Origin of the sequence: Vibrio sp. A1-b2 (assembly GCF_021726015.1) — a bacterium.
GTDB lineage: Bacteria > Pseudomonadota > Gammaproteobacteria > Enterobacterales > Vibrionaceae > Vibrio > Vibrio diazotrophicus.
Map to the genome: position 1 here is coordinate 364,729 of NZ_JAKKCI010000001.1, position 23,732 is coordinate 388,460.

19 protein-coding genes are annotated in these 23,732 nt (G+C 44.5%); 8 read left to right on the forward strand and 11 right to left on the reverse strand.

Translation table 11 applies throughout. From position 1 onward, the window contains the following. Positions 1–39: 39 nt before the first annotated feature. The 4 genes from L3V23_RS01620 to L3V23_RS01635 all read right to left on the reverse strand — a co-directional run bounded on the left by L3V23_RS01620 (position 40) and on the right by L3V23_RS01635 (position 5,331). A complete protein-coding gene (locus tag L3V23_RS01620) occupies positions 40–945 on the reverse strand; it encodes a helix-turn-helix domain-containing protein (protein ID WP_042481744.1) in 906 nt (301 codons plus the stop codon). Positions 946–1,103: 158 nt separating this feature from the next. Then, on the reverse strand, positions 1,104–2,639 hold the full coding sequence (vceB, locus tag L3V23_RS01625) for a multidrug efflux MFS transporter permease subunit VceB (protein WP_237291837.1): 1,536 nt from the start codon (positions 2,637–2,639) through the stop codon (positions 1,104–1,106). Between the two features lie 8 nt (positions 2,640–2,647). After that, positions 2,648–3,844: an HlyD family secretion protein gene (locus tag L3V23_RS01630; RefSeq protein ID WP_237291838.1), complete on the reverse strand. Its 1,197-nt coding sequence runs from the start codon at positions 3,842–3,844 to the stop codon at positions 2,648–2,650. 20 nt (positions 3,845–3,864) lie between these two features. Beyond that, complete coding sequence (locus L3V23_RS01635) at positions 3,865–5,331, reverse strand: efflux transporter outer membrane subunit (RefSeq protein WP_237291839.1); 1,467 nt, start codon at positions 5,329–5,331, stop codon at positions 3,865–3,867. 106 nt (positions 5,332–5,437) lie between these two features. Between L3V23_RS01635 and L3V23_RS01640 the strand changes: the two genes are divergently transcribed. The 4 genes from L3V23_RS01640 to L3V23_RS01655 all read left to right on the forward strand — a co-directional run bounded on the left by L3V23_RS01640 (position 5,438) and on the right by L3V23_RS01655 (position 9,728). After that, positions 5,438–6,040: a TetR/AcrR family transcriptional regulator gene (locus L3V23_RS01640; protein ID WP_042481732.1), complete on the forward strand. Its 603-nt coding sequence runs from the start codon at positions 5,438–5,440 to the stop codon at positions 6,038–6,040. Positions 6,041–6,220: 180 nt separating this feature from the next. Next, positions 6,221–6,916 (forward strand): pirin family protein, encoded by a 696-nt coding sequence (locus L3V23_RS01645; RefSeq protein ID WP_237291840.1) that lies wholly within the window; start codon positions 6,221–6,223, stop codon positions 6,914–6,916. 235 nt (positions 6,917–7,151) lie between these two features. Continuing rightward, positions 7,152–8,588, forward strand: coding sequence for a 6-phospho-beta-glucosidase (locus tag L3V23_RS01650; RefSeq protein WP_237291841.1), 1,437 nt, complete (start codon positions 7,152–7,154; stop codon positions 8,586–8,588). A 117-nt stretch (positions 8,589–8,705) separates the two neighbouring features. Continuing rightward, positions 8,706–9,728, forward strand: a complete 1,023-nt coding sequence (locus L3V23_RS01655; protein WP_102966050.1) for a LacI family DNA-binding transcriptional regulator — start codon at positions 8,706–8,708, stop codon at positions 9,726–9,728. Between the two features lie 46 nt (positions 9,729–9,774). On the opposite strand, the gene L3V23_RS21375 is transcribed toward L3V23_RS01655, so the two are convergent. The 6 genes from L3V23_RS21375 to L3V23_RS01685 all read right to left on the reverse strand — a co-directional run bounded on the left by L3V23_RS21375 (position 9,775) and on the right by L3V23_RS01685 (position 17,284). Next, positions 9,775–10,233 (reverse strand): CatB-related O-acetyltransferase, encoded by a 459-nt coding sequence (locus tag L3V23_RS21375; RefSeq protein WP_276573984.1) that lies wholly within the window; start codon positions 10,231–10,233, stop codon positions 9,775–9,777. Between the two features lie 474 nt (positions 10,234–10,707). Continuing rightward, positions 10,708–11,886 carry a sugar transporter gene (locus L3V23_RS01665; RefSeq protein ID WP_276573985.1) on the reverse strand — a complete coding sequence of 393 codons (1,179 nt, stop codon included), beginning with the start codon at positions 11,884–11,886 and terminating at the stop codon, positions 10,708–10,710. Between the two features lie 202 nt (positions 11,887–12,088). Then, positions 12,089–13,300: an anaerobic glycerol-3-phosphate dehydrogenase subunit GlpC gene (glpC, locus tag L3V23_RS01670; RefSeq protein ID WP_102952906.1), complete on the reverse strand. Its 1,212-nt coding sequence runs from the start codon at positions 13,298–13,300 to the stop codon at positions 12,089–12,091. Then, positions 13,297–14,637 carry a glycerol-3-phosphate dehydrogenase subunit GlpB gene (gene glpB / locus L3V23_RS01675; protein WP_102966053.1) on the reverse strand — a complete coding sequence of 447 codons (1,341 nt, stop codon included), beginning with the start codon at positions 14,635–14,637 and terminating at the stop codon, positions 13,297–13,299. Before glpB ends, glpC begins: the two co-directional genes overlap by 4 nt. Then, positions 14,634–16,304 (reverse strand): anaerobic glycerol-3-phosphate dehydrogenase subunit A, encoded by a 1,671-nt coding sequence (gene glpA, locus L3V23_RS01680; RefSeq protein WP_102966054.1) that lies wholly within the window; start codon positions 16,302–16,304, stop codon positions 14,634–14,636. The genes glpB and glpA overlap by 4 nt, the downstream gene beginning before the upstream one ends. A gap of 218 nt (positions 16,305–16,522) precedes the next feature. Beyond that, positions 16,523–17,284 carry a DeoR/GlpR family transcriptional regulator gene (locus L3V23_RS01685; protein ID WP_042481714.1) on the reverse strand — a complete coding sequence of 254 codons (762 nt, stop codon included), beginning with the start codon at positions 17,282–17,284 and terminating at the stop codon, positions 16,523–16,525. 327 nt (positions 17,285–17,611) lie between these two features. Between L3V23_RS01685 and L3V23_RS01690 the strand changes: the two genes are divergently transcribed. The 4 genes from L3V23_RS01690 (at position 17,612) to ahpF (ending at position 22,576) form a co-directional block, all read left to right on the forward strand. Continuing rightward, on the forward strand, positions 17,612–18,472 hold the full coding sequence (locus tag L3V23_RS01690) for an MIP/aquaporin family protein (RefSeq protein ID WP_042481712.1): 861 nt from the start codon (positions 17,612–17,614) through the stop codon (positions 18,470–18,472). Positions 18,473–18,517: 45 nt separating this feature from the next. Next, positions 18,518–20,029, forward strand: coding sequence for a glycerol kinase GlpK (gene glpK, locus L3V23_RS01695; RefSeq protein ID WP_042481709.1), 1,512 nt, complete (start codon positions 18,518–18,520; stop codon positions 20,027–20,029). A gap of 223 nt (positions 20,030–20,252) precedes the next feature. Next, complete coding sequence (gene ahpC / locus L3V23_RS01700) at positions 20,253–20,810, forward strand: alkyl hydroperoxide reductase subunit C (protein ID WP_042481706.1); 558 nt, start codon at positions 20,253–20,255, stop codon at positions 20,808–20,810. Between the two features lie 197 nt (positions 20,811–21,007). After that, complete coding sequence (gene ahpF, locus L3V23_RS01705) at positions 21,008–22,576, forward strand: alkyl hydroperoxide reductase subunit F (protein ID WP_102966055.1); 1,569 nt, start codon at positions 21,008–21,010, stop codon at positions 22,574–22,576. 102 nt (positions 22,577–22,678) lie between these two features. On the opposite strand, the gene L3V23_RS01710 is transcribed toward ahpF, so the two are convergent. Then, positions 22,679–23,731: a c-type cytochrome gene (locus tag L3V23_RS01710; RefSeq protein WP_102966056.1), complete on the reverse strand. Its 1,053-nt coding sequence runs from the start codon at positions 23,729–23,731 to the stop codon at positions 22,679–22,681. Position 23,732 lies beyond the last annotated feature (1 nt).

The following is a 23,732-nucleotide window of genomic DNA, read 5'->3' on the forward strand; positions in this document are numbered from 1 at the left end:
TGGAGCATCTTATGAGGGCTGAACTGGAGATTTTGTCGCTCATAAACCAGTTACTGGCGAAACAGGCAACCAGTATTCCATCTCTGCATCATGGTCTTGGCAGTCATAACCTTGTGGGTAACGTTCAAGTTCAAATCCGTCTTCACCTCGATAATCAGACTGAGGTAACCAATGAAAAATAAACCACTCCAAGGTTTGAGCGAGGCCCGAAATCGGGCCTTTGTGTTTAATCACAGCGTAAGTTTGAGTGGGTATTATTAATTTCTCGATAAGGATCTCTGAACTAGGCAGCCTTTCAGTCACACCCGCTAAATAACGAAGGCGATGACCATTGGAGCTTGCTCCGGTAACGTCAACCACACCGGTGAGGGGATATTGTTTAACATCAGGAAAGCTCTCGTATAAACGAGCCCAAAGCTTAGGAACTTGCTGCGAAAAGTTGGGTTCCGGCGAGAATAGGCCGCGAATCTCCCCCATCACACCATAGCAATCAAAGTCGCTGGTTGTTTCGACTCTCACTTCAATCAGCTGTAGTGCAGTTTCTGTTTCTAGCAGGTTTTCCGTTGGCAGGGAGATTGGCGTCAACAAAGGTTTTCTCAACCCATATCGCTTACCTTGTTTTCGATATGAACGAGGACTTACACCAAAATGCTGTTTAAATGCACGGCTAAAACTCATTTCTGAATTGAAACCAAGCCCAATCGCGATATCTATAACGCGTTCAGAACCAGCTAATAACGATTCTGCGGCTGCACTCAGCTTAATTTCTCGAACATAGTGAGCAACGGATAATCCCGTTTCACTTTGAAACACTCGTTGCAACTGCCAGCGAGACCAACAACTTTGCTGCGCTAACTCTTCCAGACTGAATGCTCGCTCCATATTGGAGTGAATGTAGTTAAGCAGTTTGCAAACACGTTGAAAAGAGGCGCTGGAACGATTCATGACTTGCTACAAATGAGAAAACAGAGTGGCGCTATTGTCGCACAAAAATATCACCAATGATAATAATTATCATTTAATGATTATAAAAAAGGGCGTCAGCAAAAAAGAGTTCCATCTCTTCGCTTTAGCCCGTGGATTAAAGGTCAAATCTTTAAGTATTAATGTGCAGCGCTTGGATCAACCGCGTGCTTTGGTTTAGGGGCAAACCAGATAATGCATGCTGCGACAGCAAAAATAACAGCGATGACCATAAACAACTGATTGGTTGCCACCATGACACTTTGCTTTTGCAGTAGCCAGTCCATCGAAGAACGAACCTGCCCTATTCCCATGCCTGAACTTTGCATCGCTTGAGTCGCCACACCTGCTCTGTCGGTTAAACCTGCCAGCTCCGCATGGACATACCGAGTCTGACGTTCCCATGAGGTATTGATCATCGAAGTCGCAAATGCACCTGACAAAGTACGAATGAAGTTCATTAAACCAGCAGCTGATTCCATCTCACTGGGTTTTACACATCCCAGAGCAATAGCAGTCAGTGGAACAAAGAACAACGGCATACCAATACCTTGCAGGAACATGGGATAACTAACTTGTTCAAAAGTCATATCTAAGCTGCCAAAACTGCGTAAGAAGGTCCAAAGCCCTAACCACATTACCCCGGCAAACACGAACGGTCTTGGATCAAATTTAGACGACAAGTTCGCGATAATTGGCGCAAGGAATACGGCCAGAACACCCATAGTTGCGGTGGCGTAACCGGATATGGTTGCGGTATACCCCATATAGATTTGTAGCCACAAGGGTGTAATAACCGAGATACTGAAGAACGCGCCAAAAGCAAGAGATAGCGTCAGCATACTCATACTGTATCCACGATGGCGGAACACCTTCAGGTCAACGACAGGGTCACGCTCTGTCAGTTCCCAAATTAAGAAGGCGACAAAACCAATGGCAGCGATGACCGCCAAAATGACAATACGGCTTGATTCAAACCAATCGTGGTCTTTACCTTCATCCAGCATAATTTGCAGAGCGGCTACCCATACCACCAACAGTGCCAAACCCACTTTGTCGATTTTCGAACGTACTGTTTTGGTTTCAAACTGCTTGAGCAATTTCCAGCAAAGTATTGCGGCAACAATAGCGAAAGGAGTTTTGACAAAGAAGATGTAAGGCCAGCTAAATTGATCACACAAGACACCGCCCAAAATCGGTCCCATGATTGGTGCAACAAGTGTGGTCATACTCCATATGCCGATAGCAGCATGGCTCTTATTTTTGGGGAAGATCCGCATCATCAACGTTTGCGATAAAGGCATCAGCGGCCCACCCACTAAACCCGAAAATACGCGGAAAGTGACCAGCATCGTCATACTGGTTGCTAAGCCACAAAACACTGAGAACACACCAAACAGAGCGAAACAGGTTACAAATACGCGAATTGAACCAAAACGTCTTGATAGCCATCCGGTCAAGGGAACTGAAATCGCCTCTGCCACCGCATAAGAGGTAATCACATACGTACCTTGACTGGTTGAAGTGCCTAAACTGCCCGCAATACTTGAAACAGAGACATTCGCAATGGTGGTATCCAGAATGGCAAGAAAGTTCGCCATTGCCAGACACAGAGCGCCGATGAACAGCGCTCCACCAGTCAAAGGCTTGATGTCATTGTCTGATGAATGACTCATGATTCACCTTAACCTTGTTCAGAGAGCTTAGATGCACGGTATTGAGCGATGGTTTGCTTGTTCACATCCGCTTTAGTATCAATCGTGACTTGCATTGATAGACCAACTTGCAGCGGGTGAGCTTGCAAATCTTCCGGATCTAATTCAATACGAACAGGAAGACGTTGAACCACTTTAATCCAGTTACCTGTTGCGTTTTGCGCTGGAATCATTGAAAACGCTGAACCCGTTCCACCAGAAACACCCGCAACCACACCATGATAAGTGACTTCATCACCGTAAAGATCAGCGGTAATTGATACTGGTAAACCAATTTTCACTTCACTTAGTTCAACTTCTTTAAAATTGGCATCCACATAAATGTTCTGCACCGGAACGACTGTCATTAAAGGCGTACCCATTTGCACCTGACGACCAACCTGAACTTGACGTTTTGCAACAATGCCGCTGATAGGAGCACGAATAACAGTACGTTCTAGATTGATTTGTGCCTGATGAAGACGCGCTTTTGCTGCCAGTACTTCTGGGTTGTTTTCAACGGTAGTGTTGTCTGTCATTGCTGCGTTCGCCTTTTGCGCACCAATGGTGGATAAGCGATTTGCCTGAGCCTGAGCTAAAAACGCTTTAGCTGCGTTTAAGTTTGCCTGAGATTGCTCAAATGCCGTTCTTGCATTTGATAGTTCTTCACCAGACACAGAGCCTGAACGAACCAAGTCTTCACGACGCGTTAAATCAATTTTTGCTCGTTCAAAGTCAGCTTTTGCTGCGTTTAGCTGAGCTTTAGCACGCGCTTCATTGGATTTTTGCGCAGCAACCTGAGCATTAAGACCTTCGTCATTAGCCAGATAACTACGTACTCGGCGCTCTGCTAAAGCCAAGTTTGCTTGCGCTTGGTCTACTGCAATTTGCGCGTCTGTATCTTCGATTTGTACCAGTACTTCACCTTTGTTGACGTACTGTGTGTCCACTACGTTCACGCTGGCAATAATGCCGCCAATAGCAGGAGTCACTTCGGCTATTTCCGCTGCGGTGTATGCGTTATCGGTAGAAATATAACGCGAACCCACTAAGTACCAGTAAGCACCATAGCTGCCCCCTGCAAATATGATCGCCGCAGCTAACGCTAAGAACCCTTTTTTACGTGATTTGTTTGCACCAGACGCATCGAATTCTACAGCGTCGTTTTGTGATGGATTTGAACTCATGAATAGAAACCTTTTAAAAATTAAGACTCTGTGGTTTGAAGGCTATCGTCTTTAAAACCTCCGCCTAAAGCGTGGATAAGAGCAAGATCAAGACTGAATGCGCGAGACTGTAAGTTCACCAACGCTCGTTGGTTATTGAGTAGCGACTCTTCAGCAACAAGTACATCTAGGTAAGTTGCCAAACCACCCTGATAGCGGTTCGAAGCGATCTTCAATGCTTGTTCTGCTGCATCCACCGCTTCTTGCGTTTTCGCAATACGAGCATCAAGTGCTTGAGTGCTGGTCACGACGTCCGCTACTTCATGCAGAGCCTGAGTAAGAGTCGCGTTGTAGCCACTTACGGCTTCTTCATAACGCGCTTCTGCTGAGGTGAGTTGCCCATCAAGGCGACCCCCCGTAAACAACGGCAAATACAGAGCTGGACCTATGCTGCCGGCATCATTTCCGCTCTCAAATAAATCATTGAGACCAAAAGCCTGATAACCGATAAATGCCGAAATACTGAGATCTGGGTAGTACATCGCTTCCGCAATACCGACTCGTTGTGCTGCAGCCTCAGCGCGCCAGCGAGCGGCTGTAATGTCTGCTCGATGCCCAAGCAAGCCAACACCAGCTTCTTGCGGTAAACCGTATCGAGCATCCAACTGAATGCTTGGTTCAGAAATGGTCAAAGCTTTGTCCGGACCTTGCCCAACCAATGCCGCAAGCGCATTCTTCTGCAATGCTATAGATTCGTTAATACCCAACATCTCAGCTTCAACGTTCGCGGCAATCGCTTTTGCTTGATTGACTGACCCCAGCGTTTCTAAGCCGTTTTCATAACGCTTAGTCAATAGTTCTAGAGTTTTATGGCGAATGTCCAACGCGGTTTCTACCGTATGCTTATTCGCATACAAACGAGACAATTCCGCATAGGCATTTGAGACCGCTGTCGCTAACATCAAACGTGCAGATACAGCTTCGGCTTCAGCTGCTGCGAGTTCAGAAGTTGCCGCCGCAACCGATGCACGATTCTTACCCCAAAAATCAAAATCGTATTGAAAGTTAAGAGTCAATGTTCCGTAGTCATTCCAACCGTGAGGCGGCGTTGCTGTCTGATATCGGTAGCTCACTTTTGTTTCAGAAGCGCTAGCGGCTAATCCCACATTAACCGAGCGACTTGCGCCTGCTTGCTGTGCAATACCCTGTGCATTTTTCAGTCTGGCTTCAGCCATTTTCAAACTTGGCGCACCTTTAAAAGCGTCATTGATAAGTTGGTTTAACTGAGGATCTTGATAGCGATACCACCAGTCCTGAGTCGGCCACGCCATATTTTCTGTCACAGGCAGACTTTGCTGAAACGCATACTCATTGGCTTGCGAAATTTCAGGCAAGTTTTCATTTTTCGAGACCGAGCAGCCCGCCAATAGCGCGGCGCTGATCAAAGTTAGGGCAAAAAAAGGAACACTCTTATTTATGTGTTTGTTCCTTTGAATAGATTTTTTCACATTAGACAACCTTATAACTAAACCGTACGGTACAGTTATACTCTTGACAGAAAGATTTCGTCAAGCGAAACTTATCGACAATTTTCACTGGGGCTATAAAGAAACCATGCGAGTAAAAAGCGACGAAAAACGACAGGCCATCATAGATATTGCTAAGGAATGTTTTTCACAACAAGGCGTTAGCGGAACTTCCATGTCTCAACTAGCGAAACAGTTGGGCGGTTCTAAAGCCACTCTTTACAACTATTTCAGTTCGAAAGAAGAAATTTTCGCGGCGGTTATGCAATCTTCAGCGACAGAGCAAATTTCGAATTCCTTCCTTTCTTTGGATATAAATCGTGATGTTCGAACGTCGCTTTTGGAATTTGGTTACAATTTTCTGGACTCGATTTTAACCCCTGACGCTATCTCTATTTATCGCATGGCGGTAACAGAAGCCGATCGCTCAGATATAGGCCGTCATTTTTACAACAATGGCCCTAAAAAAGGCTGGAAACACTTGAGTGACTATATCGAACAACAGATTTCGAAAGGCGAGTTAAGCCAATGCAATGCTTGGGTTGCTGCTATGCAGTTTAAAGCGTTGTTGTCGGCAGAATATGTTGAACAATATGCGTTTGCCGCAATTGAAAAACCCAGTCAAAAACAAATCGAAGCAACAGTGGAACAAGCCGTCAATGCATTCATGAAGCTTTACGGCAAGTCATAACGCTTGCACTCTTTCCTACTCAAACCGTCACGTTGCCCTCATTCTAAATTTTCGAATAAGGGCAACGAATTCAACGGCTGTAATCGTAGCGCTTAAAACTCTAAGATCTCTTTCATAAATTGGTATTCCTGCTAATGACCCTGTTGTTCATTTGAGAGCGAGCCAAGTAAGGAGAACACTATGATTGAAATTAGAAAAGCATCACAACGCGGCCGCGCGAATTTTGGCTGGTTAGACAGCAAGCACACATTTTCTTTTGGGAGCTACTTTGATCCTAAACACATGGGATTTTCTGAGCTTCGTGTGATTAATGATGACAGCGTTGCCCCAAGTGCGGGCTTTGAAACTCATAGCCACCGCGACATGGAAATCATCAGCTACGTTTTAGAAGGCACCATCGCGCACAAAGACAGCGAAGGTAACATCGAGAAACTTCCTGCAGGTGAGTTTCAGTTGATGTCTGCTGGCCGTGGTATTTCTCACAGTGAGTTCAACGCGTCCGGCACTGAAACATTGAAGTTTTTACAAATCTGGATTCAGCCAAATAGCTATGGCGGAAAACCGGGGTACCAACAGAAAGATTTTGGTCAAGAAGCTGGCTTAACGACCATTGCAACACCAACAGGTGAAAACGGTACATTGCAGATCAAACAGGATGCGAAGCTGCACCAACTCATTCTGGAGCCTCTTACTGAGGTTAGCTATGAAGTTGAGAAAGGCCGTCGAGTTTATGTTCATCAAATCAACAGCGATCTGTTTGTTAATGATACTCAACTGACACCGGGAGACGGCGCAAAAATCGTTGCTGAGCAATATTTGAGCTTCTATAACAACAGCGATACACGCGCTACAGCGTTAGTGTTTGACCTACCATAATATTCTTATAGATTTTCATTCCTTCCCTTTTCGCCACGAGCAAATCACTCGTGGCTGTTTTCGATGTTTCGATAATTTGTTACCAGCCAGTCGTCTCTGTTTGGATGGATTCCAAATAGTAGACTTATGAAAAATCATTTTGTAACCGGTTTCATTTTGCTTTTTTCTGGATTAGAATGCCTATAACTCACCTATTCTATTTAGGCTCATTCACTTTATTTGAGAAGGTATCACTATGTCACAACAAGGTTTTCCAAAGGATTTTCTCTGGGGCGGAGCAGTGGCGGCGCACCAAGTTGAAGGCGCTTGGAACAAAGATGGTAAAGGCCCTAGCGTGGTTGATGTTCTCACCAAAGGTGCACATGGTGTACCTCGCGTCATCACCGAAACTGTTGAAGCCGATAAATTTTACCCAAACCACGAAGCGGTTGATTTTTACGGTCACTTCAAAGGTGATGTGGCTCTATTTGCAGAGATGGGTTTTAAGTGTTTCCGCACATCGATAGCTTGGACACGTATCTTCCCAAATGGCGATGAAGAGACACCAAACGAAGCGGGTCTCCAGTACTACGATGATCTTTTTGATGAACTGTTGAAATACAGCATTGAACCTGTAATCACCTTATCTCACTTCGAAATGCCGAACCATTTAGTAAAAGAGTACGGCAGTTGGAAGAACCGTCGGGTAATGGATTTGTTTGTAAAGTTCAGCTTAACCGTGATGGAACGTTACAAAAACAAAGTGAAATACTGGATCACTTTTAACGAAATCAATAACCAACGTAACTGGAAGCAGCCAATATGGGGATACTGCAACTCCGGTATGATTTATACCGATTATGAAAACCCAGAGCAGATGCTTTATCAGGTTCTTCACCACCAGTTCCTTGCTAGTGCACTCGTAGTGAAACAAGGTCATGCAATTAACCCAGATTTCAAAATCGGTAGCATGATTCATATGATGCCGCTTTACCCTGCCTCATGCCGTCCTGAAGATGTGCTGCTTGCACAGGAAATGATGCGTGAGAAATACCAATTCAGTGATGTGCAAGTTCGTGGTTACTACCCAAGTTACCTACTCAAAGAGTGGCAACGTAAAGGGATTACCGTTGACATGCTACCGGGTGACGATGAGATCCTGCGTCAAGGTTGTGCTGATTACTTAGCAATCAGCTATTACATGACCAACATCGTTTCTGTGAAAAAAGACTCGGAAACCGATACGCCGTCACTGTTCGAAGGCAGCCGCTTAAACCCTTACCTGCCCGCTTCCGACTGGGAATGGCAAATTGACCCAGATGGCTTACGCTTTGCGCTTTCTGAGCTTTACGAGCGCTACCAAAAACCTATCTTCATCGTTGAAAATGGCCTTGGTGCAATAGACCAATTAGAACAAGACGGTTCAATCAATGATGACTACCGCATTGACTACCTTGGTTCACACATCAAAGCGGTGAAACAAGCCATTAGTTATGACGGCGTTGATGTTATGGGTTACACGCCTTGGGGTTGTATTGATTGTGTGTCGTTTACCACTGGTGAATACAGAAAACGTTATGGTTTTATCTATGTAGATAAACACGATGATGGAAGCGGTACAATGGCGCGTTCGAAGAAGAAAAGCTTCCACTGGTACAAGAAAGTTATCGAAACCAACGGCGAAGTTATCTAGCCGCCGCACATCCGATAAATAACCCTTTCAAAACTCAATTGAAATTGGCTAAACTTGTCTCCCTCTCGACATGCCTACCATGTTTAGGTATGTCGAGTCGGATAGATAAGGAATTGTATGGCAACCATAAATGATGTGTGCAAAGCTGCTGGCGTTTCAAAAGCGACGGTGTCACGAGTACTGAACAACAGCCCTCAGGTCAAAGAAGTCACCAGAAATGCGGTTCTTTCTGTAATGAAAGAGTTGGGATATCAACCCAATACACTTGCACAGGCTTTGGCAACCAATACTTCCAACTCTATCGGCCTCGTTCTTCCTGAATTTAGAAGCAACTATTTTGGCAGCGTCCTCCATCATGCTGGGCAAGCCGCTCTTCAGGCAGGCAAAAAGCTGTTGGTTATTCGCAGCAAAAATAGCGCAGAGGGTGAACGCGAATCGGTTGAAACCATTGCTAACCAACGCTGTGATGCCATTCTGCTTTATAGTCGTCATCTATCCGAATTTGAACTGGTTGAACTGCAACAAAAAATCGCCCAACCACTAGTGATATTAAACCGCCAACTTAAAGCGGAATCGCTATCGAGCTTTGGTTTGAAACAAACTCAATTAGCCACATTAGCGATGGATCACCTTATTCAGTTGGGTCATAAAAACATCGCTTGTATTACTTCTCCGATTAATAGTGAAACTGGACGGTTACGTTTAGAAGCATACAAGAACCAGCTTAGTGTGGCCGGAATATCAGAAAAGAAAGACTGGATTGTAGAAGGCGATAACACTTTAGAAGGTGGTTATAAAGGCGCGCAAATCCTGCTGCAAACTGGCGAAAAATTCACTGCTATTTTTGCTTGTAACGATGATATGGCGATTGGTGCAATCCGTGCTCTGCACGACCACGGTCTAAGAGTTCCGCAAGATGTGTCGGTTATCGGTATTGATAACGAACCGGCTGCCGCCTATGCAATACCAAGCCTTTCAACGGTATCACTGCCGATTATCCGATTAACCCAAGATGCCACAGCCCTTGCCTTAACGCTGGCGAATAAGCAAGGCAACCTTACCAGCCATCAAGCCTACGACGGTGAATTGGTCGCGCGTGAATCCACGCAAGCTATTGCGGGTTGCATCATAGACGAGTGAGATTCCATTACTTGAAGAAAGCAAAGCCGCAGAACTCTCAATCCCTTTAAATACAGATAGGTTGAGGTTTGTATGGCTTTATTTCATTGCCTTTAATCATCTCCTCTAGAACCGGAACAAAAGCTGTTATATCTAAATCGACTTCTAGATTTTTCTGTCCGATGAAATCTCTAAAATCATATTTCCACCATTCGAGTTCGAGAAGTTTCTGTCTGATACTTTCAGAAAACCTATACTTCAATATTTTTGCTGGAACGCCACCAACGACGGCATAAGGTGGAACGTCTTTAGTTACAACAGAGTTCGCGGCGACCACTGCTCCATCACCTATAGTCACACCTTTTTTAAACAAGACGTCATTACCGATCCAAACATCATTACCTATAGTGATCCCTTCAGGTTCCTCAAACGGTGAAAACCTATAAGTTGAGTGCTTTAAATATCTAGGATGACAATAACTAATATTGGATGTTGTGAATCGATCCAGAGGATGTCCAATAGACATAAGTCTGACATTCGAAGCAATGCTCGTGTACCTGCCTACTGTCGCATGCAGATCAAGAGCTGAGTTCGAATATGAGAACGACCCCATACTGCATAAGTTTCTTCCACTGCAGAACCTAGAGTAAGGTTCAATTTTAATCGTGTCGGAAGACAGATTAAACGCGGAGAAAAAGCTCTTTTTAGGCAAGATAATATGAGATTTTTTTAACTTACTTCTCAATATCGGTGATATGAAGATTTTTCGATTGCTCATTGCGATTAGTAAATGCCATTAATGATTAATAAAATTATATCAATCAATTAGTTACAACTTACCTTTCACACCCCTCAATCCGTTTTATCCTACGTTATGTTCATAATTTTCCACATAACTGCATGTCAGAATTGAAGAATTTTGACTAGTTAGCAGCACTTTAATTCTAAACAAGAGGGACACCGACTAGAGGTGAACTAGCCGGTTTTTCAAATCAAAAAACTATCGAATTGCGGTATATCGCTTCATCAGGAACAAAATCCAGAGCAGTGATAGCAAGGCGAAAATCGCACTCACGTATCCGATGCCTTCAAGAGACATATAAAGAATCACTTTACCGCCGATCAGTGCACCTGCACCGATACCTAAGTTAATGATGCCCGAGAACATAGACATGATCATATCTGATGCGTTGGCGTCGATATTGAGCACTTTTACTTGCATAACCAGACAGACAATCATCAATGCTGCACTCCAAATCACCAGCAATATACTGATAGACCACAAGTGCGGTACTGCGAAATATAGCATCGCGGTACAAACCATCACTGTCGCAGTACAGCCGACCAATATCGGTGTATTCGGACGTTCGCCTAAGTTACCAAAAATCACACTACCTATGATTCCCGCAGAACCAAATAGCAGCAGAAGGAAGGTGGTAAAGTTTTCAGAGAGCAGCCCAATCGTCTTAAGGAAAGGTTCGATATAGCTGTAAGCCGAGTAATGCGCGGTAAAAATCATGAAGATAAATAGGTATAAACCCATCAAGGCTGGATTTTTCAATAACTCTGGCAGCTTCTTCATGGAACCGGTAAACAAGCTCGGCATTACCGGCAATAAGCGATAAAGGCTGAACATTATGACTAAAGCGGTTATACCGATAACACCAAAGGTGACTCGCCAACCAAGCCATTGACCTATGATTCGACCGAGTGGAACCCCTAATACCATCGCAAGTGAGGTTCCCGTTGCCAGAATACTGAGAGCAAAGGTCTTCTTACCCGGAGGAGCAACTCGTATTGCGATAGAGGCAGTGATGGACCAGAACACCGCATGAGCAAATGCAATACCAATGCGGCTGGCGATCAGAACTTCAAAGTTCCAAGCAAACACCGATAGACCGTGACTGACAATAAACAACGCAAACAACGCGAGCAGTAATTTTTTACGCTCAATTCGACTGGTGAGCATCATCATTGGTAATGACATTAATGCGACTATCCAAGCATAGATAGTCAGCATCCAGCCGACAGAAGCTGTCGATATCGAGAAATCATTCGCGATATCAGAAAGCAGTCCAACTGGCACAAATTCAGTGGTGTTAAAAATGAAGCCGCTGAAACCTAAAGCAAAAACGCGTAAGTATTGTGAACGACGAGAATTATCATTGGTTGCGGACATGGTTTGCGTCATATAACCGTGTAAAATAAGATGAAAAAATGTGCGCATATTGTGATTTAATTCACAATTAAAGCAATATGTTTATACAACTTTTTTAATAGTAGCGAGAGGATTTTATGTTTTATTAACAGGCAAAATCCTCGATATCTACTTCCTCTTTTCCACGGCTATTTTTTTCAATTTTCTCGAAGGCTGCTTTTGTTTAAAGCAGCGCTTCCGCTATCAAACTCACTGGGTGAATACACTCTAGCTGAGTGTTTTCCTCAATTTGCCACTTACAGGTTTCGCAATCTGTAATGGCGTAATCAGCGTTTGAACGTCTAATCTTGCTAAACAGGTCATCCCCTATCTTCATAGAGACTTCGTAGTTTTCCTCTTTAAAACCATAAGTACCTGCAAGACCACAACATTCACTATCAAGCACAACCACTTCTAAACCTGGAATCATCTTCAGTACTTCAATGGTAAAAACGGCTCCCCCACTCCTTTCAAGGTGACAAGGCGTGTGATAAACAATTTTCTTATTGAGCGGTTTCATTTTTGGCAAGTTGCCACTCATAAACTCTTTCAACAAAAAGCGGCTCACATAGTGGATCTTGTTCACTACATTTTCGTTTTCAACGCCGAGCACGTGAGGATATTCCTCCTGCAAGGTGAAAGAACAGGTTGATGAGGTGGACAATACGGCAATACTGTCTTGTTCGATGGCTTTGCCGACATGCTCAATATTAAACTCTGCGTTCTTTCTCGCTTTATCGTGAAAGCCGTTTGCTATCATCGCTACGCCACAGCATTTTTCTTTTTCCAGTAAACGCACACCTATGTTCATGGCGTTCATCACTCGGATAAAGTCTTTCCCCAGTTGAGGATGGTTATAGTTGACATAGCAGCCGTGGTAATAGCTAACCGCTCTCGGGTAAATTGACTGCTCGGTGACGTTTTTCTTAAACCAATTTCTAAACGTGCCATGCGAATACTTAGGCAAAGATTTATGTTCATGCACACCTATCGTCTTGTGCATGATCTTCTTCACCAGAGGCAATTGCGTCGCCGCATTCACGAGTGGTGCAAATGGCGTGGCGAGTGAACCAAACAGATCGGTATGGCTCAAGACAAAATCACGCACCAGCTTTGGATTCATCGGGCGCTTGCCGAATTTGCCTCTTGCTACCGCAATAATATCGCCAATACGCACACCTGACGGGCACGCCGTTTCACAGCGTTTGCAGTTGGTGCAGTGTTTCAACATGTCATCATAAAACTCTGGACTCTTGATGCGTAGTCGCTCACCGTCTGGTCCGCATTGTTTTGGTCCCGGAAAATCTGGGTTCGCCTTTGCTACCGGACAGTACACAGTACAAACGGTGCATTTAATGCATTGGTCAAAGGTGGTATCTCTGCTTGCCACTGTCATGCACTCACCTCCTTCATTAATAATTCGCTTCGTAAACCCGCAACAATTTGCTCGACAACCCAATAAGCGGTGCTGACTGCCACACCTCCGCCACAGCCGTGGGTAATAGGATTGTAGCCACTTAAAATCGCACCAATACAATGCAAGTTATTCACCTTTTGCCCTTGGATAAACGGGGTAAAGTTCTTGTCAGTCACAACGCCAAAGGACAAGAATGGATGCGGTTTTGAGCTGAAGAAATCATGCTGATGCCACTCATGTCTTTCACCCGTCACTTCCGTATCCAAATTAAAGATTGGCTCTTTGATTGAGTTCTGGTTCGCTATCAAACCCTTACTGAAGAAGCTACCGGACGCGAGTATGTAGTGTTTCGCCGTCAGATTCATTTCACCCATTTTTTTGGTTTGGATAGACGCCAAATTCATGCTGTCGCCTTGATCCTCAAACTGGCCGCCAAGCACTTCATCACCTTTGTGCAGCACACCGCCTTTTTTGATGAAGGTGTGCATCATGACATCCTCAATACGAATACCGAGCAGTGAGGGCGGCATGGTTGGTACTTCATGCAAATGGAGGCCCGTATAACGGCTGAGTTTATGCATCAGCTCTAGACCATCACCATTACCCATAATCGACGGCATCATCAGTAAATCTTCAGGTGTGGCGACTTTCAGCAATTGATTGGCAAATTCGGTGAATTGAGCTTCATCTCTTAAGATCCTAGAAATATCTATCGACCTAAGATCGTACGGATTACGATTCAGTTGCCCAAACGCCGTTAAACTGACTTTGGCGGTTTTGATGGTTATATCTTTAAATGCTGGGTGTTGCTGCAAATTGCCTAGTGCAATATGTGGCTGAAAATCTCTGAAGCCATCGACAGCAATCATCACAATACGTTTAAACTGCGCCAGATTTGAAAAATCCTGTTCTATTTTTTCAACATAGGGCTGAGAGAGCCAAGTCGATTTCAAGGTACCTAGCGTGGTAATTCGAAAATGGTTGTGTGACGAAGGCAAAGTGCTCATGGCAAGTCCATTTGCCGCAAGCATTTGTTGATACCAGTTCATGGCTGAACGAACATTTTTACCGCCGACTTTCGCATAAGGGTGCTGTGGAAGCGCAGTTGGTAAAGCGTCAATTTCAGCCCAAGGATCATCAATTAACTTATGCGTTAACGGGGAATGTGAAAGCAAATCAATAGAGCCGGATGAAAAATGTAAAGCACTCTGCCCGCTGCTCACCACCGCCGTTTTTAACCCGTGTTCTAAACATTTAATGGCAGCCGAATAGCCTGCAATTCCACTACCAATCACTATGACATCGTAATTCATCATTGCTGTTCTTGCTCCTGCGTTGACGGTGTAATGGTAGGTTTATCGATACTCGCTGGCTCAATGTCTCCACAGCCAAACAACCCTTCATAGATCCAGTAGCTAAACTCAGCCTCTCGTAAGGCATCACCCCAAAATATCGGTTTAATTCCCTTCCATCGCTCTTCCAAAAATTCTTTGAGCAGCAGTGCCGATTCATGGCCGCCAATGTCACCATATTCTTGGAATAAACTCGCAGCACGATAAGCACACAGTTCTCCCTGACACGGACCCATTCCCAACCGAGTGCGTCGACGTAAATCCACGAGGTTTTTTACGTCCAGTTTTTTAATTGCATACTCAATTTCACCTGCGGTGACCATTTCACATTCACACACAATCGCCTGACTGCGAGGTTGTTCAGAGAGAAAAGCTTCTGCCCTTTCCCCATGACGGTAGATGGCTGATTCATAAACTGGCTTAGCGATACTGGCACTTTTGCGAAGCGCTTTAGGAGATTCGACAGACCCAGGCAACGGCTTGGTATGAGTAATACAAGGCGCAGTATTGCCAAGCTTACGAGCAACAAGATCCGTTGCCTGTTCCGCCATCAAACGGTAAGTCATTAACTTGCCGCCAGTAATTGTCGTGAGACCTTTAAGACCATCGCGTTCCTGATGGTCGAGCAGGACAATTCCGCGACTAATGTTTCTGCCAGAACTGTCGCCACTGAGTGAAACCAAAGGCCTAACGCCTGCATAAGCTCTTAGCACTCGGGTATTTTTCATGATCGGCGCTAACTTGATACCTTCTTCCAGTAGCAAATCCACTTCTGCGGCAGTCACATGCAGGTCGTCTATCATGTCGTAATCGATATGCTCTGAGGTAGTGCCTATCAAAGAGATGGTATCGCCCGGCACTAAAATGTCTGCATCCGATGGTTTACGACAGCGGTTTATCACCAGATTATTGATTCGATAATCAAGGATCAGCAACGAGCCTTTTGCAGGGAACATTTTGATATCCAGCTCTGCGTATTCACAGATACCCTGCCCCCAAATACCCGCCGCGTTAATCACTTGCTGGGCAATCACTTCAAAAGGTTGGTTGGTTTGGGTATTGACACATTTCACGCCCAGTACGGTGTCGCCTTCACGGATCAGAGAAACGACGCGTGAATGGTTAAACAAACGTGCGCCGTGCTCTTTTGCATCAAGTACGTTAGACGAACAAAGGCGAAATGGGTCGAGCGTGCCATCTGGCACTTTGACGGCACCAATCAATTCAGGGTTAGTATTCGGTTCTAAACGAAGAGCATCTTTTGGCGAAAGAGTTTCCACATCGATATCAGCGGCTTTGCATTGCTCGATAAAGGTCTTTTGAAAGCCCAAATCATCTTCAGGCAAAGTGATGAACAAACCGCCTGTGTCTTCAATACAGTGTCGAGCGATTTTCTTCAGTATGCGGTTTTCTTGGATACATTCTTTTGCGGAATGTTGATCGGTGACGGCATAACGCGCACCAGAGTGTAATAAACCGTGATTTCGCCCTGTGGTACCTGACGCCAAATCGTCTTTTTCTAGCAAAATGCACTTTATGCCCCTCAGAGCACAATCACGCATAATCCCTGTACCTGTCGCACCACCACCAATGATGACAACGTCGGTTTCAAATCGAACTGTAGAATTCATTGTCGCCCCACCCTTAATTAACGCGTTTTTAGTGTGACATCAAAAAGATCAAATGTGCGAAAATTTAACTAAAAATGTTCGTTCGAGCACAAATTATGTTTATTTTAGCTAATGAATGGGGATAAATGATAAAAAATAGAGTGAATTTCATAAAAATGACATAAAAAAGACCTAAAAAAACCAGTCAAAACGATGACTGGTTTTTAAAACGAACATTATCAAACAATATCGAGCTGAATCTCATGCTCGCGGATAATGGCACAGATGCTCTCTGGCGGCATTTGATCGGTAATCACCAGATCAACCTCTTCGATTCCACCCAGTTTTACCATGGCATTACGCCCAAACTTAGTATGGTCAACGCCCAAATAGACACTGCGGCTATTCTCGATAATGGCTTTTTTAACTCTAACTTCATGGTAATCAAAGTCTAAGAGTGAACCATCGAAATCAATCCCACTGATCCCCAGAATGCCGAAGTCAAGACGAAACTGAGAAATAAAATCCATGGTCGCCTCACCAGTTACACCGCCATCTCGGTTGCGAACTTCACCACCAGCCAGTATCACTTTGAAATCAGGCTTGGTCATGAGTAATGACGCAACATTAATATTGTTGGTCACTATCCGTAGGTTCTGATGGTTTTGCAGCAACGCTCTTGCTACTGCTTCTGGTGTGGTACCAATATCGATAAACAAAGTGGCGCCATCTGGAATATGTTGAGCCAGCTTCAATGCAATACGTTGTTTTTCTTCTTGATGAGAGACTTTGCGCGTTTGATAAGAAGAGTTTTCGGAACTGGTGACTATGGTCGCGCCACCATGGTTTCGTTTGATTTGGTTAAGGTCTGCAAGCTCATTGAGATCTCTTCGAATGGTTTGAGGGCTAACATTGAATCGCTCAACAAGATCTTCGGTGCTGACATATCCCTGAGCTTTGACTAACTCGATGATTTCTTGATGACGTTTAATGGCTTTCAAAGTAGATCCTGATTGACTGTTTCCAATATCTAGCAGTGTACTTCTTCATGTTCATATTTGAAATATATAGATAAATACACTGTTGAATAAGTCACTTAATCTTCGCCGTTCTGCTCAATCCTGTTCTCTATCATCACACTGCCTTATTGAACTAATTTGATACAAAACTGTGCATTGCTTAACATTTGCGAACATAAAGTGAACATTTAATTGTTCGTTTGCTCATTTTGAGAGCGCCATATAGTTTCATGCGAATCCTTTTGATTAACATAATGCCCACATTATCTGCATGGGATAATGCCAAATCAACGTCCAAGGAAATAAATTATGGCTAATAAAAAACAACATACTCTCATTGGTGAGTGTATTGCCGAGTTCATAGGTACGGGTTTGCTCATATTTTTTGGTGTCGGATGTGTAGCCGCACTCGTATTGACCAATGCTCAGTTTGGGCAATGGGAAATCTCTATCGTTTGGGGCCTTGCAGTTGCCATCGCTGTCTACTGCACTGCTGGTGTCTCAGGCGCACACATTAATCCCGCCGTGACCATAGCGCTTGCCGCTTTTCATGGCTTCGAAAAATCTAAAGTTATTCCTTACATCGCTTCTCAAGTTGCCGGAGCATTTTGTGCTGCTGCTCTTGTTTATGGTCTTTACAGCAATTTATTTACCGCATGGGAAGTGACAAACGGTATTGCTCGTAATACACCTGAAGCACTTGCTACCGCTGGCATTTTTTCAACATACCCTAACGCTGCTTTATCTTTTTCTGGTGCATTTGCTGTAGAATTTGCCATTACAGCAGTACTGATGTTCGCAATTTTGGCTTTAGGTGATGAAAATAATGGTGCAGCACGTGGAGCGCTAAACCCACTTCTAATCGGTATCGTGGTTGCCACTATTGGTGGTTCGTTAGGTCCACTGACCGGTTTTGCGATGAATCCTGCTCGTGACTTTGGACCAAAATTATTTGCATACCTAGCAGGATGGGATTACGCATTAAGTGGCGCGAAAGATATTCCCTACTTTATCATTCCGATAGTTGCAACCGTTGCTGGCGCTTGTTTTGGTGGTTGGGCTTATCCTAAATTTATCGGTGCGTACGTACCGACTGTGGGCACAGGCTGTACCATTCCAAATCAGTGCGAAGAGTGTGAAATCGCAGATGACTCAAAAGCTCAGGTTTGAGCAATAAAAAGAATAAATCCAATAAAGTGAAAAGGATCCCTACCTATGAATAATAAATATATTGTTGCTCTTGACCAAGGCACGACGAGCTCACGAGCAGTAGTGCTCGATCATGACGCAAACATCGTGAGTGTTGCACAACGCGAGTTTACCCAAATCTACCCTGAATCAGGTTGGGTGGAACACGACCCTCTCGAAATTTACGCGACACAAAGTTCTACATTGGTTGAAGCATTAGGCCAAAAAGGCATTCGTTCAGACCAAGTAGCTGCGATTGGTATTACTAACCAACGTGAAACCACCATTGTTTGGAACAAAGAAACGGGCGAGCCTGTTTACAATGCGATTGTATGGCAATGCCGCCGAACAGCTGATATCTGTGCAGAGCTGAAGAAAATTGACGGCTTTGAAGAGTACGTACGCGAAAATACAGGTTTGCTGCTAGACCCATATTTCTCAGGCACAAAAGTGAAATGGGTGCTTGAGAACGTGGCTGGTGCACGTGAACTTGCACAGGAAGGCAAACTACTGTTTGGTACGGTTGATACTTGGCTGGTATGGAAAATGACTCAAGGTCGTGTCCATGTCACTGACTATACCAATGCTTCTCGTACCTTGCTGTTTAACATCAACACCCTTCAATGGGATGAAAAAATCCTTAAAGAACTGGATATTCCGCTATCAATGATGCCAGAAGTAAGAGCATCCTCTGAAGTCTATGGCGAAACTAACATCGGTGGTAAAGGCGGTACTCGTATTCCAATCGCAGGCATTGCAGGCGACCAACAAGCTGCGCTATTTGGTCAAATGTGTGTTAAACCGGGTCAAGCTAAGAACACCTATGGTACCGGCTGTTTCTTGTTAATGAACACTGGTAAAGAGAAAGTGACGTCGAAAAACGGCTTGTTAACAACGCTAGCTTGTGACCCAGAAGGTAAAGTCTCTTACGCGTTAGAAGGTTCAGTCTTTATTGGCGGCGCTGCTATTCAATGGCTTCGTGATGAAATGAAACTCATCACTGATGCAAAAGATTCTGAATATTTTGCAACTAAAGTGGATTCTTCAAATGGTGTTTATGTGGTTCCAGCCTTTACAGGGCTTGGCGCTCCATACTGGGATGCATATGCTCGCGGTACTATCGTAGGTATGAGTCGCGGCACAGGTATCAACCACATTATTCGCGCAACATTGGAAAGTATTGCCTATCAAAGCCGTGACGTAATTGATGCAATGCAAGCGGATTCGGGTATCAAACTGGCCACACTGCGTGTTGATGGTGGCGCGGTAGCGAACAACTTCCTAATGCAGTTCCAATCAGACATTCTGAACACGGATGTGCAACGTCCTAAGGTTACAGAAGTGACGGCTCTTGGAGCGGCATACTTAGCTGGCCTTGCTGTCGGATACTGGGGATCTTTGGATGAAGTTGCTGATAAAGCTGAAATCGACCGAGTCTTTGAACCAGCACAAGATGAAGCAAAACGAGCTCAACGTTACAACGGCTGGAAACGAGCAGTTAGAGGCGTATTGGCTGTTTCTCACTTTGCTGACGAATAACACTCTTACAACGTCAGGTTGGCGCTAGATCAAAAAGTATAAAGGGACGCTTAGCGTCCCTTTTTGTTTCACCGAGCAAAGTCTGCAATACCTACCAATAGTTTTTACCAATCAATTCAATAAGAACAAGCAATTTTTCTTAGCCATCTCTTCATGTGAATATACATCTCGAAGGCAAGAGACAGAAATTGCCAAACCAAAAAACTCTTAGGAAGGTAAAAACATGATTAACACTACTATCAAACCATTTAACGCAACGGCATTCAAAGACGGCAAATTCGTAGACATTTCTGAGAAAGACGTACTAGGTAAATGGGCTGTATTCTTCTTCTACCCAGCTGACTTCACATTCGTATGTCCAACTGAGCTAGGCGACCTAGCTGACCACTACGAAGAGCTTCAATCTCGTGGAGTAGAAGTGTTCTCAGTATCAACTGACACTCACTTCACTCACAAAGCATGGCACGATAGCTCAGACACAATCGGCAAAATCAACTACTACATGGTAGGCGACCAAACTGGCAACATCACTAACAACTTCGGTGTGATGCGTGAAGGCCAAGGTCTAGCAGACCGCGCTACTTTCGTTATCGACCCACAAGGTGTTATCCAAGCAGTTGAAATTACAGCTGAAGGCATCGGTCGTGACGCAGAAGACCTACTACGTAAGATCAAAGCTGCACAATACGTTGCTTCTCACCCAGGTGAAGTATGTCCAGCTAAATGGAAAGAAGGCGAAGAAACACTAGCTCCTTCTCTAGACCTAGTAGGCAAAATCTAAGCATAAAGCTTAAGACCTAATCCATTTGAAGCCGTTCGGCGGCTTCATATTGGAAGGTAGCTGAATTAGAGAGCTGGTCAGGCAATGTACCTAACGACCTACGAGCTTGACTGGCTCTCCCCCTCAGCAAATAAAGAATTGAATTTATCCAGAGTGACCGCTCTCTTTAATAGAATTACGAATAGGTATAACAAAAAATGTTAGATCAGGCGATTAAACAACAATTAAAACAATATCTTAGCAACCTTAAAGAAGAAGTTCAGTTAGTGGTCAGCCTAGATGAAAGCAAGGCATCTAATGATATTCAATCACTAGCGAACGAAATTGCAGAGCTAAGCGATTTAGTGACTGTGACTCGCGATGACGCAGCAAGCACTCGTCGTCCAGTAATGACAGTGACAAACCCTAAGAAAGGCACTCAGCTACGTTTTGCTGGTCTTCCAATGGGACACGAGTTTACCTCTCTGGTATTGGCTCTACTTCACTCAGGTGGTCATCCAATTAAGCTAGAGGCAGAAACGATTGAACAAATCGCTAAATTGGACAAAAAGCTCGATGTAGAAATCTTTATTTCTCTATCTTGCCAAAACTGTCCTGACGTAGTGCAAGCGTTCAATATGATGTCGGCGATTAACCCAGACATTCGTACAACCATGATTGACGGCGCACTGTTCCAAGATGAAGTGAAATCTCGCGACATCATGGCGGTACCAAGCGTATTCGTAAATGGCGAACTGTTCGGTCAAGGCCGTATGTCTCTGACTGAAATCCTGAACAAAATTGATGACGGCGCGGCAGACAAAGCAGCAGCAAGTCTAAACGAAAAAGAACCATACGATGTTCTTGTGATCGGTGGTGGCCCTGGTGGTAGTGCGGCTGCGGTATACGCTGCTCGTAAAGGCATCCGTACAGGTGTTGTAGCTAAACGCTTGGGTGGCCAAGTCATGGATACAATGGCAATCGAAAACTTTATTTCGGTTAAACATACTGAAGGTCCAAAACTTGCGCACGATTTAGGTGAACACCTAAAAGAATACGGTGTAGACATCATCACTGAGCAACAAGCTGATAAGCTAATGGGTGCTACTTACACAGAAGATGGCTACATCCACGTCAGCCTTGAAAGCGGTGCGACGCTGAAGAGTAAGAGTGTCATCCTTAGCCCAGGTGCACGTTGGAGAGAAATGAACGTTCCTGGTGAACAGGAATACCGTAACAAAGGCGTGGCTTACTGCCCACACTGTGACGGCCCACTATTCAAAGGCAAGAGAACAGCGGTAATCGGTGGTGGTAACTCAGGTATCGAAGCGGCAATTGACCTAGCAGGTATCGTTGAACATGTTACTGTTCTTGAGTTCGCAGACACGCTACGTGCTGACCAAGTGTTGATTAACAAGGCAAACTCTCTGCCAAACGTTGAAATCATCACAATGGCGCAAACGACTGAAGTAGTCGGTGACGGTAAACGCGTAACAAGTTTGAAATACAAAGATCGCAATACAGACGAAATCAAAGAGATTGAACTGTCAGGTATCTTCGTACAAATTGGCCTTGTACCAAACACTGAGTGGTTAAAGGATTCTGATGTCGAGTTGTCTGCTCGTGGTGAAATCGAAGTAGGCAGCCGCGGCGAAACTAGCATGGAAGGTGTCTTTGCTGCTGGTGACGCAACCACTGTACCTTACAAGCAAATCATTATTGCTATGGGCGAAGGTGCAAAAGCGAGTCTAGGTGCGTTTGATTACCTGATTCGAAAACAAGCTTAAATCATACATTTTATCTCCTATTAACGACAAAGGGCTCTACTTCGGTAGAGCCCTTTTTTTAGGTTTTAACAGCAACAAAGACGAGTGTCATCGTTGTATTTATTACTTCACAACTGCCGAAGGAAACGCATCGCTACCTAGCGTGTATCCATTTACAGATTTGCCGTAGAACCCATCATGAGCATGGTACTTTTTACGATTCTCTTCGAGACTGCCCTTGTATCTTGGGTCTTGTGGCCGCTCTTGGCTATTCACATAAGCGGATACATCCCAAGCTTCTTGTACAGTTAACTGAACGCTTTTACCCAATGGCATATTTTCATAAATGAAGTAAGCCGCAGTATTAATACGGTGCATGCCCGCGCCCCAGTTATACGCATTTTTGCCCCACAGAGGCGGAATATAAGAATGCCCCTCACTATCCGAGACGCCTTGTCCATCTTTCATATGACAAGCCGCGCAATTGTCTGCATACACCTGCATTCCGCGCTCAAGTGAAGGTTCCAGTTCAGGATTTGCTATCTTTGGATAACCTCGCCCTGCCAAACTGCCACGCTTATCAACCGGAAGAGCCTGAGCGATAACGTCTGGCATGGGAAACGACTCAGCCTTACCACCAATTTGCAACTGCTTATCGTCTAAAGCTGGCACTGGTTCATTTTCCAGACCATGTTGATCCATCAAACCGCCCATGGCTAACCAATAAGCATAAGCACTCAACGCAACCAATTCCGGAGAATCATAGGCTGGCGGTTTACCGTTCATTGAATAAGTAAAACATCCTTGGATTCGATCAGCGTAGCTGTTCACGCGATCATTCTTTTTACGGTATGCAGGATAAGCCATATACGCAGCCCACAAAGGCGCTGAGTTTGCCTTGCGACCCGCTTCCATATGACAGTTCACACAGTTCTGGTCATTGCCAACGTACTTACCACGCATCTGCTGTGAATTGACGAACAATGAGTAACCGAGTTTAACCTTCTCTCCAAATTCATCATTGGTGATAGTGGTTAAATCTCTTGGGACAAGATATTCGGCTTGACTGTTTTTCTTTGCCGCAGGTAATTCAGCCTGACGGTCAGGCAACTCAGTATTTGCTTTTGCCGATACAGAAAGCATGCTGAACGCCAACAATGAATAAATGACTTTCATA